Here is a 15,006-nt window from a genome sequence, read left to right on the forward strand (position 1 = left end):
TAAAATGAATAAAAAAAAAATTTTTAATAAAAAAATATTTATTATTAATAATATAATATGTAAAGAGATTCATTCTCTAAAAAAACATACTCTAGATAATCGATCAATTTTAATTGAATCGTTAAAAATTGTACAAAAATATTATGGATGGGTTTCTGATAGTTCTATGATATTTCTTTCGAAAAAATTAAAAATTTCAGTAAGTGAAATAGAAAGTGTAGCTACTTTTTATAGTCAAATTTTTAGAAATCCTGTAGGGCGTTATGTGATAAAATTTTGTGATAGTGTTGTATGTTATATTACTGGATATAAAAAAATTAAGAATATATTAGAAAAAAAATTATGTATCAAATGTGGTGAAACTACTGCAGATAATAATTTCACATTATTACCAATTTGTTGCTTAGGTGCATGTGATAAAGGACCTGTACTTATGATTAATAATAAAACATATTTTCATTTAAATAGAAGTTCTATTTTAAAAATTTTGGATTCATTAAAATGAATAATACAAATTTATTAGAAGAATCACATCCTCTAACATGGCGTTTTAGAAAAGATAAAAAAACAATATGGATCGAAGAATATATTAAAAAAAATGGTTATTTTTCTTTAAAAAAATGTTTAAATGAAATGACTTCTACACAAGTTATTGAGAAAGTGATTCAATCAGGTTTAAAAGGAAGAGGAGGAGCTGGATTTCCAACAGGTATTAAATGGAGTTTAATGCCTCAAGATAAAAAATATACTCAAAAGTATTTAATATGTAATGCAGATGAAATGGAACCAGGAACTTATAAAGATAGATGGATAATTGAAAATTCTCCTCATCAATTAATTGAAGGAATGATTATTGCAGCATATGCTTTAAATACTTCATTTGGATATATTTTTTTACGTGGAGAATATGTTACTCCAGAAAAAATATTAATTAAAGCTTTAAATGAATCATATATAAATGGTTATTTAGGTAAAAATATTTTAAATAGTAATTTTTCTTTTAATCTTTATCTGCATACTGGAGCAGGAAGATATATTTGCGGAGAAGAAACAGCTTTAATTAATTCATTGGAAGGCAAAAGAGCAAATCCTAGAATTAAACCTCCATTTCCAGCTAATATAGGATTATGGGGTAATCCTACTTGTATAAATAATGTTGAAACATTAACTAATATTCCAGTAATTCTTTCTAATCCAATTAGTTGGTATAAAAATCTTTCAAGAAATGAAGATTCTGGAACAAAATTAATGGGTTTTTCTGGTCTTGTAAAAAATCCAGGAATATGGGAATTGCCTTTTGGTATTACTGCAAGGGAAATTTTAGAAAAATATGCAAAAGGTATGAAAAATAATTTAAAATTAAAAGCATGGTTACCTGGAGGAGCAGGAACAGATTTATTGTTAGAAGAACATCTTGATGTAGAAATGGGTTTTGCAAGTATTCAAAAAATTGGAAGTAGATTAGGTACAGGATTGTCTTTAGCTATAGATAATCAAACAAATATTATTCATTTATTACTTAATTTAGAAAAATTTTTTTCTAGAGAATCTTGTGGTTTATGTACACCTTGTAGAGATGGTTTACCATGGATAGTAAAAATTTTACAATCTATGAAAAAAAATAAAGGATGTAAAGGAGATATAGAAATTTTAAAAAATTTATGCTTACAAATGAGTCCGGGAAATACTTTTTGTGCGCATGCTCCAGGAGCTATTTCACCTTTAAGAAGCGCTATGAAATATTTTATAGAAGAATTTAAAAATAAAATTACAATTAATAAAGATGATATAAAAATTAAAATTCCTGGTATATAAGTTAATTTTAAAAAATAGATTAAATAAAAATTTTTAATTTATTTCAGATATTTGACAAATATTTAAAAAATTATTTTATATTATTATTTATTTTAAGAAAAAATTTGGAAACTTAGATATGTTTAAAATTAATATAGATGGAAAAAATTATGATGTGAATCCATCAAGTAATTTACTTCAAGCGTGTTTAACTTTAGGTTTTAATATTCCTTATTTTTGTTGGCACCCTAAATTAGGTAGTATTGGAGCATGTAGACAATGTGCTGTAAAAAAATATCAAGATTCAAAAGATAAGTCAGGAAGAATTGTTATGTCATGTATGACACCTGTAGAAGAAAATTCTATAATTACTGTTAATGATATTGAATCTAAAAATTTTAGAAAAAATATTATTGAATTATTAATGTTAAATCATCCTCATGATTGTCCAGTATGCGAAGAAGGAGGAAATTGTCATCTACAAGATATGACAGTTATGAATCAACATTTACATCGTCGTTATAGATTTGATAAAAAAAAATATAAAAGTCAGTATTTAGGATTTTTTATTTCTCATGAAATGAATAGATGTATTTCATGTTATAGATGTGTTAGGTATTATAAAGATTATGCAGATGGAAAAGATTTTGATGTATATGGTGTTAATCAAAATATTTTTTTTGGACGATTTCAAAGCGGAGAATTAGAAAGTGAATATTCTGGAAATTTGATAGAAGTATGTCCAACAGGTGTTTTTACTGATAAAACATATTCACAAAATTATACTAGAAAATGGGATTTACAAAATGCACCTAGTATATGTGTGCATTGTAGCATTGGATGTAATACTATTGTTGGAGAAAGATATAATGAAATCAGACGTATAGAAAATAGATATCATGAAGATATAAATAACTATTTTTTATGTGATTTAGGTCGTTTTTCATATGGATATTCTAATTTTAAAGATAGATTAAAACATTGTTATATAAAAAATAAAAATATACATCAAAAAGTAAATTTTGATATAGCAATTAAAAAAGTTGTAAAAATGCTTCGTAATTCTTCAAATATAATTGGAATTGGTTCGGCGCGTGCAAGTGTTGAAACAAATTTTATGTTAAAGAGTTTAGTTGGAGAAGAAAATTTTTCTACTGGTATGATTGATATAGATCATGAATGTATATCTTTAATTTTAAAGATATTAAAAAAAAATACTATTAAAATACCATCTTTAAAAGAAGTAGAAAATTATGATGCAATTTTTGTTTTAGGAGAAGATATTACACAAACATCTTCAAGATTAGCTCTTTCTATTAGACAAGCTTTAAAGAAAATTTCTTCAGATAAATTAAAATTTAATAATATACATAATTGGCATACTTTAGCAATTCAAAATTTATCTAATATTGCTAATAACTTTTTATTTATTACAAATACACATAAAACTAAATTAAAAGATATATCGAATTTTTCTTACGAAGCAAATCCACAAGAACAAGCTTATTTTGCATTTTGTATTTCAGAAAATTTAAAAAATAATTTTATATATTCAAACGCATTAACAGATTATTTAAAAGAAAAATCTATATATATTACGAATATTTTACTTAAAGCAAAAAAAGTTTTAATTATTTCTGGTTCGCATTCTAGAAATTTAGATTTAATTAAATCTTCTTATAATATTGCGAGTAATTTAAAAAAAATAGGATTAAAAGTTGGTTTAATATTTTTAACACCTTCTGCAAATTCTATGGGAGTAACTATTATTAATGGGCATTCTTTAAATCATGTATTAAAAAAATCTCAAAAAAAAAATTCTTCTTTAATTATTGTAGAAAATGATTTGTTTAATTTATTATCTAAATCTGATTTAAAAAAGAATTTAGAAAATATAAAAAATATTATTGTTATAGATCATCAAAAAACAAAAATTTTTAATTATTCTAATATTTTTTTTCCAGCTGCAAATATTTTTGAAAGTTCAGGTACTTTAATAAATTATGAACTTAGATCTCAAAGATTTTTCCAAGTATATAATGTAAATTTTTATGATAATAAAATTAATGTTTTTCCTTCTTGGAAATTTTTAAATTTAATTAATAGAGAAATAAATCATAAAAATAATGTTTCTAATCATTTAGATGATATTATTAATTTATGCACAAAAAAAATATCTTTTTTAAAAAACATAAAGAAATCTGCACCTAATGCATCATTTAAAGTATGTGGACAAAAAATTCCTCGCTCATCTAATAGATCAAGTGGACGTACTTCTTTAAGAGCTGATATTGATGTTCATGAAATTTCTCAAATGCAAGATACTGAGACAATGTTTTCATTTTCTATGGAAGGTAGTAGTATTTATAAAAAATATACATCTTTTTTTCCTTTTATATGGTCTCCTGAATGGAATTCTTCTCAAGGTATTCATAAATTTCAAAAAGAAGTTTCTGGAAGTCTATTAGCTGGAAATACAGGAAAATTTTTATTAAATTCTAAATTGAATAATAAATATATAAGTTTTTCTAAAATTCCAAAAAGATTTATTAAAACTAATAATTTCTTTATTGTTCCATATTATTTGTTATTTGGAAGTGAAGAGCTTAGTCAATATTCTCCAATTATTCAAAAAAAAATAATTAATCCATATTTAATAATTAATAAAATCGATGCTAAACGCTTAAATATTTCAAATAGAAGTAAAGTTTCTTTTACATATTTATCAGATACATATACTTTTTTTGTAATATTTTCTAATAGCTTAGCTTTAGGACATATAGCTTTACCTATAGGTCGGTTTAGAACTCCTGTTTCTTTAATTGGAAAAGAAATACAAGATTTAAAGGAAGTATAAAATGAATTATTTATTTATAAAAAATTATGAGTTTTTATTAAATTTTTTTAGAATTTTTTTTATTTTTATTGCAATAGTTTTTTTTGGAGCGTTTTTAAGTATAGTAGAAAGACGAGTTTTAGCTTTATTTCAAAATAGATATGGTCCGAATAGAGTAGGTTATTTTGGTTCATTACAATTATTTGCTGATATGATAAAAATATTTTTTAAAGAAGATTGGACACCATCTTTTTCAAATAAATTAATTTTTAATATTGCTCCAATATTAGCATTTAGTTCTATTTTTTTAGTATGTATAATAATTCCATTTGATATTAACTTTTGTATTTTTAATTTAAAAATAGGAATATTATTTTTTTTAATGATGGCAAGTTTATCTGTTTACTCAATATTATTAGCAGGTTGGTCTAGTGGCAATAAATATTCTTTATTAGGTGCAATCAGATCTGCAGCTCAAACTATAAGTTATGAGATTTTTTTAGGTTTATCAATAATGCCAACTGTAATTAAAAGTGGTTCTTTTAATTTGATAGATATTATAAATAATCAAAAATATTTATGGAATGTTATTCCACATTTTTTTAGTTTTGTTATATTTTTGATTTCCGCTTTAGCAATATGTCATCGACATCCTTTTGATCAACCAGAATCTGAGCAAGAACTTGCTGATGGTTATCATATAGAATATTCTGGAATGAAATTTGGAATGTTTTTTATAGGAGAATATATTTCTATTATAATAATGTCTTTTTTAATTACATCTCTTTTTTTTGGAGGTTATTATGGTATATATTGCTCTTCTTTTGTTTGGTTTTTTTTAAAATCTTTGTTTTTTATATTATTTTTTATGTTAATTAGAGCGTCTTTACCTAGACCAAGATATGATCAAATGATGATATTTGGATGGTTAATATGTTTTCCGATTGCATTAATAAATTTACTTATTATTGCTTTTTTTACGTTAATTTATAAAGTTTAGTATTGAGGTTTATATGTTTTTTAAAAAATTAATTATGGGAATAATATCACAAATAAAAAGTATATTTTTAGTATTTTTAAATGCTTTTTCTAAAAGAGAAACTAAGCTGTATCCTGAAATTCCTATTTCTTTATTTCCTAGATATCGAGGAAGAGTAATATTAACTAGAAATAAAAATAAAGAAGAACGCTGTGTAGCTTGTAATTTATGTGCAGTAGCATGTCCTGTAGGATGTATTTCTTTACAAAAAGAAAATTTATCTAATAATCGTTGGCACGCAAAATTTTTTCGAATTAATTTTTCTAGATGTATTTTTTGTGGATTATGTGAAGAAGCTTGTCCTACAGCAGCAATTCAATTAATTCCAGATTTTGAATTATCTGAATATAAAAGAAAAGATTTGATATATGAAAAAGAAGATTTATTAATTTCAGGTCCTGGAAAATATTCTGATTATGATTTTTATCAATTTTCTGGAGTATCAATTAAAGAACCTGAGAATAAATTCAAACCTAAAAAAAATAAAACTATAAATATAAAAAGTATTTTACCTTAAGGAGAAAATTTTATGACGGTTTTTTTTTATATATTTAGTTTAATGACAATTTTTTTTACAGTATGTGTTATTTTTCAAAAAAACCCTATATATTCTTTATTATATTTAATATTATCTTTTTTATCTATATCAGGTATTTATTTTTCTTTAGGGTTATTTTTTATTGGTTCTATAGAAACTATTATATATGCTGGAGCTATAATGGTTTTATTTGTTTTTGTAATTATGACGTTTAATTTAGAAAATAAAAATTTTTATAAAAAAAAAGAATTTATTATACAATTTTTTTCTATATTTACTTTTTTTTTATCAATGTCTTTTATAACTTATATACTGTATATAAATTATATATTAGATTATAAATCAATTTGTATCAGTGTTATAGATATGAGTATGATTGGAATGTATTTATTTCATAATAATATATTTTTTATAGAGATCGTTTCTATGATTTTATTAGCTTCATTAATTGTTGTTGTGCATTTATGTATTCATAAAAAAAATATTAAAATTGATTAATTTTTGGAGTTTATTTTGGTTACTATTTTTAGTGGTTTAATTCTATCAATGTTTTTATTCTTTTTAGGATTTATATGTTTAATTATTAAAAGAAATTTATTATATATTTTGATAGGTTTAGAAGTTATGATCAATGCATTAGCTTTAATGATGATTTTTATAGGTAATTATTGGAAGCAAGTAGATGGTCAAATCATGTATGTTTTTATAATTACTATTGCTGCTGTTGAAGCTAGTATTGGTTTAGCTTTTTTAATAAATATTTATAAATATAAAAATACTTTAGATATTAATGTATTAAGTGAGATAAAAAAATGAATTTTTTGTTTTTAACAATTATTATTCCATTAATAAGTTTTATATTAATAATTTTTTCTCGAAAAAAATTTTCAAATTTTATATACAATATTATCGGAGTTATTCCAGTTTTTATTTGTTTTGTATTAACAAATTATTTTTATATAAATTTTTTTGATGAAAATTCTTATATTGAAAAAACATTTTGGACTATTTTTTGTATACATAATTTTCATATTGATTTTGGTTTATATATAGATAATTTATCTTTGACTATGTTACAGGTAATTACAGGAGTTGGGTTTTTAATACAAATATTTTCCATTTGGTATATGAGTAATAAAATTGATTTTTCTAGATTTTTTGCTTATATGAATTTATTTATTTCTAGTATGAATTTATTAGTATTATCTAATAATCTTTTATTAACTTATATAGCGTGGGAAATAGTAGGTTTTTGTTCATATGTTTTAATTGGATTTTATTATGTAAAACAAAAAAATATAAAATCTGCAATGAAAGCATTTATTATTACAAGAGTTGGTGATCTATTTATTTTGTTAGCTATTTTTTTAATTTTATTTCAATGTCAAACATTAGATTTTAATAAATTAAATATAATATTTCTAAAATATACGTGTTTACCTTTTACTAATGTTTTAATTTTAAGTGCATTTTTTATTTTTTTAGGTACGATGACGAAATCAGCTCAATTTCCTTTTCAAGTATGGTTAACTAAAGCTATGGTTGGACCAACACCTGTATCTGCTTTAATTCATTCAGCAACTATGATTACAGCAGGAGTATATTTAATAATTAGAATGCATAATTTATTTCAATTATCTTCACAATTATTAACTTTAATTTCTATCATTGGATCAATTACTATTATCTTATCTAGTCTATCCGCTATTTTTGAAAATAATATAAAGAAAATTCTTGCTTATTCTACTATGAGTCAAATTGGTTATATGTTTTTAGGATTAGGAATGAAGCTATGGAATATTGTTTTAGCGCATTTAGTTATTCATTCTTTTTTTAAAGCTTTATTGTTTCTTTCATCCGGTTCTTTAATTTTTTCTTGTTATGATGAAATTAATATTTTGAATATGGGTGGTTTAAAATATGAATTACGAACATTATATTTTATTTTTATGATAGGTGTATCTTCTTTAATAGCTTTACCTTTATTTACTTCTAGTTTTTATACTAAAGGATCTATTATTTGGGGTGCTTTTATTCAGAAACATTATTTTTTTTTCATAATTGGTGTTATTGGATCATTTTTAACATCTATATATGCATCTAGATTTTTCTTCTTAATTTTTCATAATAAGTTAAAAATTTCACCTCAAATTTCAAATAATTTTTTTCATATGTTTTCTTTATTTATCTTATGTATATTATCTTCTTTTTTAGGTATCTTTTATTTTCGTCCTTTATTAGATATTTCAATACATTCTGAAATTATAAATTTAAAGAAAAATATATTTGAAATATTTTTATCTATGATCGTATTTTTAGGAATATTTATTTCCTATTATTATTTTTTAATACATAAAAAAAGAACTTTAAAAGTTATAAATAAAAAAAAATTTTCTTGTATATTATATTTTTTACAAAAAAATTTTGGTTTAGATTATATTTATAATATATTTTTTATAAATTTTTTTATGTTTATTAAAAGAATTTTTTATATAGACTACATAGGAAAAATTTTTAATATTTTTTATTTTTTATTAAAAAAAGCAAATAAATTTTTAATAATTTTTCAAAATGGATCATTACGTTTATATATTTTATCTATTTCTTTAGGAATCATGATATCTATTTTATTTATTAATGTAATTTTTTATATATTTTGTAAGAATATTTTTTAATTTCATATATTTTTTTAAGTTTCATTAATATTTTTCAAATAGGACTTTTTATTATGTTTCTTTGCGCATTAATTTTTATACCTTTATTAGGAGGAATTTTTTCTTGGAATATAGAATCTTTAGGAAAAAAATTACCTCGTTGGATTGTATTATTTTGCATCAGTTTAAATTTTTTTTTACTTTTAAGATTCTTCTATAATCAAAAAATTTTTTTATTAAATATATATACTAATCATTTTTGGTATACAGACTTTAATATTCCTTGGATTTCTAATTTAGGTATAAATTTTCATTTAGCTTTAGATGGTTTATCATTTTTAATGATATTATTAACTATTTTTTTAACTTTTATTTCAATTTTATTAACTTGGAATGAAGATATAAAAAATATAGGTTTTTTTTATTTTTGTATGATGTGTATTGTTTCTAATTTAATAGGTATATTTTTATCTGTAGATTTATTTTTATTTTTTATTTTTTGGGAAATATTGTCTATACCTACGTATTTTTTAATGATACTTTGGGGAAAAAAAAATACTTCTAATAGTAGATCTAGAATTGCAAATAAATATTTAATATATTCACAAATATCTGGATTAATATTTTTAATTTCTATGATTAGTTTAGTAAAAATTTATTTTGATCAAACTAATATTTTAACTTTTGATTTGAGTATTTTAAAGAATATTTGTTTAAATAATACATATAGATTATTTATTATGATTGGATTTTTTATATCTTTTATGATTAAAATTCCTTTGGTTCCTTTTCATAGTTGGTTTCCAAATTTTCATAAAAATACTCCAGTTTTTGGTGCATTTGATTTAATCGGAATTATAATTAAAGCAGGAGTATATGGTTTATTACGTTTTAATATTTTTTTATTTTCTGATTTATCACAAGAATATTCTATTTTTCTTTGTATTTTAGGATTATTTTGTATTTTTTATAGTGTATTTTTAGCTTGTACTCAAAATAGTATTAAAAAAGTTATAGCATATATGTCTATTGCACATATGGGTTTGATATTAATTGCAATTATTTCTGGAAATAATTTATCTTATCAAGGTATTATTTTATATATAATTTCTTATAGTTTGTCTACATCAGCATTAATTATTTTAACAAGAATATTATATAAAAATTTTAAAACTGATAATTTTAAAAAAATGGGTGGTGTGTGGAAAAATATGTTCTTCGTGCCAGGATTTTTTTTATTTTTTGTTATGTCTAGTTTAGGAATACCTGGAACAGGAAATTTTATTGGAGAATTTTTAATATTATTGGGTAGTTTTAAAGCACATCCTATATTTACTTTAATTTCTATGATAGGATTAGTTTTTTTTGCAGTTTGCTTTTTGAATATGTTTCATAAAATTTTTTATGGATCAAATAATAAATTTTTAATTGTACATAAAATTTCTATTTTAGAATTTTTAATTCTTTTTGTTTTATCTTTTTTATTAATATTTATTGGATTATATCCGAATTTTATATTTAATATTTCTGATTCTTCAATAATATAAACTTAACTATAGAAAATATTTATTTTTATTTCAATTGTAAGGTGAATTTAATATGCCTTTTATTTTAAGCAATTTTTCTTTGTTGCTTCCTTTTATTGTATTGATTTCTGCAGTTATAATAAATTTATTAATTATTATTTTTCAAAGAAATTTTTTTTTATCTTTTTTAGTTACTTTTATTAGTTTATTTATATCTTTTTATTTTTTAATTAAATTAAATCATGATGTAGATTTACATATATTATTTTTATTATTTTTAAAACCTATTAATTTTTTTTATATGTTTATATTTTTTTGTAGTAGTGTATTGACGTGTATTTTTTCCTATATATTTTTAAGAAATAAAAATATTAATAAAGAAGAATTTTTTATATTATTATTATTATCTAATATTGGAGGTTATGTATTATTATTATTTAATGATATGATATCTTTATTTTTAGGAATAGAATTATTATCTTTACCACTATTTGGAATAATAGGATATATTTCTTCTAAAAGTTTTAAAAATTTAGAATCGTCTTTTAAATATTTTATTGTATCGTGCTTAGCTTCTATATTTTTATTATTTGGTATAGCTTTTATTTATTTATCTTTTGGCACATTAGATTTTATTACATTAATATCTATTAATTCTTTATTTTTAACGCATTTTAATTATTTATTTTTTTTAGGAATAATGATTACATGTTTAGCATTATTGACTAAATTTATTTTATTTCCTTTTTATTCTTGGATTCCTGATATTTATGAAGGTATCCCTTATCCAATTTTAATATATTTTTCTAATGCAACAAAAATTGTAATTTTTTTAATTTTATCAAATATATTATTATTATTGCCAAATCAATACAGTATTTTTTTATTAGTTTTGAAAATTATGTCTTTTTTATCTATTATTGTAGGAAGTGTATTAGCTTTTTTTCAAGATAATGTTAAAAGATTATTAGGATATTCTACTATAGTAAATTCTGGATATTTAACTCTTTTTTTAATATTTTTTCATCAAAATTCTATATTTTATACATCTATTAAATTCTATTTATTAGGATATTTAATTAATAGCTTTGTATTATTTGGATCTATGACATTAATATCAGTTTTATTAAAAGATAAACATTCTAATTCTTTTAAAAATTATTTAGGAATATTTTGGAAAAATAAAATTTTATCTATTTCTATAATTATTTCTTTATTTTCTATGACTGGAATACCTTTAACTATTGGTTTTTTTAGTAAATTTTATTTATTAAAATTTTTAATTGAACAAAATTCTATATTATTTATAATAATTGTATTGTTTGGAAGTGTTATGAGTATATATTATTATTTTAATTTTATAAAATTATTTTTTTATACTAAAAATATTAAATATTCTAAACACTTTTTTAGACCAACAAAATTATATATAATCTTGGAAATTTTTTGCTTTATTTTTTCATTATTAATTATAACGATTGGTATTTTTCCAAATTTAATTGACAATTTTGTATATTTATTACAAAGATTTCATATATAGAATTTTTTTTAAATGCGTATATTTTTATATAAATATATTTTTTAAAATTTTTTATTTTTTTTTTGAGTTTTTTTTTTAAATTTAAAATATTATTTATAAAATATTTTCATAAAAAAAATATTAAAAAATATTGAAATGCTATATTTTTAATTTAAGAATTTTAAATTTTTATAAAATTAATTAAAATTTGAAACTCTATGTGATATAAGGATACATATTATTAAATAAATTTTATTTAAGTATAAAATATATAATTATTTAATTTTTTATAATGAATATTTATATTTATTTAATAAAAAAAAGTTAATTTATTTTAAATTTTTATATTAAATCAAAAATTATATTAAATATTTTTTATTTATATATATGTATTCTTAATATAGAGTATATGGAAATACAGATTTATATGTAATATTTTTTTTAATCATATTTTTATAATTTTTCTAAATATTTTAAATATATTATATTTATTAATCAAATAAAAAAAAACAAATAAAAAAATTTCATAAATTTAATAATTATTTTTTATTTAATATTTTTTAAAATTATTTTTTTAAATGACGAAAGATAAAATATAAATTATATTTAAAATAATAAAATAATTTTTATTATAAAAATATTTTTTTTAAATATAAAATTAAGATTATTAATATAAAAAATTTTTAAAAATTTTAAAAACAATATTTTTATAAAATTTTATTAGCTATTTTTTTATTTTTTTTTTTTTTTATATTAATAAAAATACATTATATATTATATATTTTAAATATATTAGATATATTCATATCGAAGATATTTGATTTTAATAAAAATTTATTAATAAATACTTTCATAAAAATACATTTTTATTTAAACTTAATTAAATTATAATTTTTTTTTTTTGGAAGATATATGAATTTATATGATTTTTCTATAATTAGTTTTGTTTTTTTATCTACTATTTTTGGTTTAATAAGAGGTTTTTTAAGAGAAATAATATCTATATTAATTTTTTTTGTAAGTATTATATTTTTTTATTTATTTAATTTAATGATTTCAAAAAAAATTATTTTAATGTATAGTGGTGCATTTCAAATATCTTTTTGTGTTATTTTTTTTAGTTTTATTGTTTTACTATTAGAGTTGATATCTTATTATTTTTTAAAAAATTTTTTTGACGATCTAGGTATACTTGGTTTTAATAATTATATTTTAGGATTTTTATTTGGATTATTTAGAGGTATTTTTATAATATTATTTATAATTTTATTTATAAATAAATTTTTACATATAAATAATAAATTTTTTTTAATAAATTCTTATTTTTTTCCAATGTTAATTAAGTTTTTGTATTTATTTTAAATTTTTAAAATTAAATTAAATGTGTATAATTTAATTTTTTAAAAAATAAATATTTTATTATGAATAAATTATTAGTATAACGCGAAGAAATAAAAATATGATTAAAAAAATGATTTATGCATCTAGATGGTTTATGTTTCCCGTATATTTTGGTTTATCTTTGGGTTTTATTTTATTAACTTTAAAATTTTTTCAAGAAGTTTTTTATGTTCTTCCAGAAATATTAGTAATTTCAGAATCAGGATTAGTTTTAGTAGTGTTATCTTTAATTGATATTGCTTTAGTTGGAGGTTTATTAGTAATGGTGATGTTTTCAGGATATGAAAATTTTATATCTAAAATGCATATGGAAGATGATAAAAATAGGTTAGAATGGATGGGTAAAATGGATGTAAATTCTATTAAAAATAAAGTATCTTCTTCTATTGTAGCTATTTCTTCTGTACATTTATTGAAATTATTTATGGAAGCAGAAAAAGTTTCAGATAATAAAATAATTTTATGTGTAATTATTCATTTAACTTTTGTAATTTCTGCTTTCGGTATGGCTTATATTGATAAAATGAGTAAAAAAATAAAATAAAAAAATTTATTTATTTTTTTATTAATTTACTCAATTTTATAGAAAAATTATTATAAATATTAATGTTCAAACATAGCTGAAATAGATTCTTCATTGCTTATTTTTCGAATAGCTTCAGCAAGCATATTAGATACAGTTAATATTTTTATTTTTTTTATTTTTTTTATATTTTGAGATAATGGAATTGTATTACATACAATAATTTCATCTAAGTGTGATTGTTTAATATTAACATACGCTTGTCCAGAAAAAATTGGATGAGTAGCATATGCAAAAACACGTTTAGCTCCTTTATTTTTTAAAGCATAAGCAGCGTTAGATAAAGTTCCTCCTGTATCAATCATATCATCTATTAATATACAATCTCTATTTCTAACATCTCCAATAATATTCATTACTTTAGAAATATTTTCATAAGATCTTCTTTTATCAATTATAGCCATATCTGCGTCATGTAAAAGTTTAGCAATAGCTCTTGCTCTAATTACACCTCCAATATCTGGAGAGACTATTATAGGTTTGTTAAATTTTTTTTTTAACATATCTTCTAATAATATTAAACTTCCAAAAATATTATCTACAGGAATATCAAAAAATCCTTGAATTTGTTCTGAATGTAAATCAATAGTTAATACTCGATCTACTCCTACGTTAGATAACATATCTGCTATTACTCTTGCTGTAATTGGAACTCGTGCTGAGCGTACTCTTCTATCTTGTCTAGCGTAACCAAAATAAGGAATTACAGCTGTAATTCTTCCAGCAGACGATCTTCTTAATGCATCTATCATTACAATTAGTTCCATTAAATTATCATTTGAAGGAGAACAAATCGATTGAATAATAAATATATCTCCACCTCTGACATTTTCATTAATTTGTACGTTAATCTCTCCATCACTAAATCGACTTACTTTAGCTTTTCCTAAAGTTAAATTTAGTAATTTTACTATAGCACATGTTAATTCAGGTACAGAATTTCCAGAAAATAATTTTATATTAGACATATCAATCCTATTTTTGTTTAAATAACTTAAAATTTTTGAAATATTTTAAAAAAATTAAAAATAATATAAATATTTTCCTTAATAATTTTTTATATATAAAGATTACATATAAACTTTTAGATTTATTTTTTATAAAAATCAGTGCTTT

At 20.0% G+C, this 15,006-nt stretch carries 13 protein-coding genes; 12 read left to right on the forward strand and 1 reads right to left on the reverse strand.

All coding sequences use genetic code 11. The features are described 5' to 3' along the window. Positions 1 to 4 precede the first annotated feature (4 nt). The 12 genes from nuoE to AB4W58_RS00660 all read left to right on the forward strand — a co-directional run bounded on the left by nuoE (position 5) and on the right by AB4W58_RS00660 (position 13,851). Positions 5 to 505, forward strand: a complete 501-nt coding sequence (gene nuoE / locus AB4W58_RS00605) for an NADH-quinone oxidoreductase subunit NuoE (RefSeq protein ID WP_367674161.1) — start codon at positions 5 to 7, stop codon at positions 503 to 505. After that, positions 502 to 1,815: an NADH-quinone oxidoreductase subunit NuoF gene (nuoF, locus tag AB4W58_RS00610; RefSeq protein WP_367674162.1), complete on the forward strand. Its 1,314-nt coding sequence runs from the start codon at positions 502 to 504 to the stop codon at positions 1,813 to 1,815. The genes nuoE and nuoF overlap by 4 nt, the downstream gene beginning before the upstream one ends. Before the next feature lie 118 nt (positions 1,816 to 1,933). After that, positions 1,934 to 4,651, forward strand: a complete 2,718-nt coding sequence (gene nuoG, locus AB4W58_RS00615) for an NADH-quinone oxidoreductase subunit NuoG (protein WP_367674163.1) — start codon at positions 1,934 to 1,936, stop codon at positions 4,649 to 4,651. 1 nt (position 4,652) lies between these two features. Beyond that, positions 4,653 to 5,630, forward strand: a complete 978-nt coding sequence (nuoH, locus tag AB4W58_RS00620; RefSeq protein ID WP_367674164.1) for an NADH-quinone oxidoreductase subunit NuoH — start codon at positions 4,653 to 4,655, stop codon at positions 5,628 to 5,630. Between the two features lie 13 nt (positions 5,631 to 5,643). Next, on the forward strand, positions 5,644 to 6,186 hold the full coding sequence (gene nuoI, locus AB4W58_RS00625; RefSeq protein WP_367674165.1) for an NADH-quinone oxidoreductase subunit NuoI: 543 nt from the start codon (positions 5,644 to 5,646) through the stop codon (positions 6,184 to 6,186). 12 nt (positions 6,187 to 6,198) lie between these two features. Next, a complete protein-coding gene (locus tag AB4W58_RS00630; protein ID WP_367674166.1) occupies positions 6,199 to 6,705 on the forward strand; it encodes an NADH-quinone oxidoreductase subunit J in 507 nt (168 codons plus the stop codon). 15 nt (positions 6,706 to 6,720) lie between these two features. Further along, positions 6,721 to 7,023 carry an NADH-quinone oxidoreductase subunit NuoK gene (nuoK, locus tag AB4W58_RS00635; RefSeq protein ID WP_367674167.1) on the forward strand — a complete coding sequence of 101 codons (303 nt, stop codon included), beginning with the start codon at positions 6,721 to 6,723 and terminating at the stop codon, positions 7,021 to 7,023. After that, a complete protein-coding gene (locus AB4W58_RS00640) occupies positions 7,020 to 8,882 on the forward strand; it encodes an NADH-quinone oxidoreductase subunit L (RefSeq protein WP_367674168.1) in 1,863 nt (620 codons plus the stop codon). Before nuoK ends, AB4W58_RS00640 begins: the two co-directional genes overlap by 4 nt. A 53-nt stretch (positions 8,883 to 8,935) precedes the next feature. Further along, positions 8,936 to 10,408: a NuoM family protein gene (locus AB4W58_RS00645; protein WP_367674169.1), complete on the forward strand. Its 1,473-nt coding sequence runs from the start codon at positions 8,936 to 8,938 to the stop codon at positions 10,406 to 10,408. A 52-nt stretch (positions 10,409 to 10,460) separates the two neighbouring features. Next, positions 10,461 to 11,927, forward strand: a complete 1,467-nt coding sequence (locus AB4W58_RS00650) for an NADH-quinone oxidoreductase subunit N (RefSeq protein WP_367674170.1) — start codon at positions 10,461 to 10,463, stop codon at positions 11,925 to 11,927. An 891-nt stretch (positions 11,928 to 12,818) separates the two neighbouring features. Then, entirely contained in the window at positions 12,819 to 13,268 is a 450-nt protein-coding gene (locus AB4W58_RS00655) for a CvpA family protein (protein ID WP_367674171.1), read from the forward strand. Positions 13,269 to 13,365: 97 nt separating this feature from the next. Next, positions 13,366 to 13,851 carry a TIGR00645 family protein gene (locus tag AB4W58_RS00660; protein ID WP_367674172.1) on the forward strand — a complete coding sequence of 162 codons (486 nt, stop codon included), beginning with the start codon at positions 13,366 to 13,368 and terminating at the stop codon, positions 13,849 to 13,851. Between the two features lie 59 nt (positions 13,852 to 13,910). Here the strand turns inward: AB4W58_RS00660 and AB4W58_RS00665 are convergent, their stop codons facing one another. Further along, positions 13,911 to 14,858, reverse strand: a complete 948-nt coding sequence (locus AB4W58_RS00665) for a ribose-phosphate pyrophosphokinase (RefSeq protein ID WP_367674173.1) — start codon at positions 14,856 to 14,858, stop codon at positions 13,911 to 13,913. Between the last annotated feature and the right edge of the window lie 148 nt (positions 14,859 to 15,006).

The sequence above is a fragment of the Buchnera aphidicola (Chaitophorus sp. 3695) genome (genome assembly GCF_964058985.1).
GTDB classification, from domain to species: domain Bacteria; phylum Pseudomonadota; class Gammaproteobacteria; order Enterobacterales; family Enterobacteriaceae; genus Buchnera_J; species Buchnera_J aphidicola_BQ.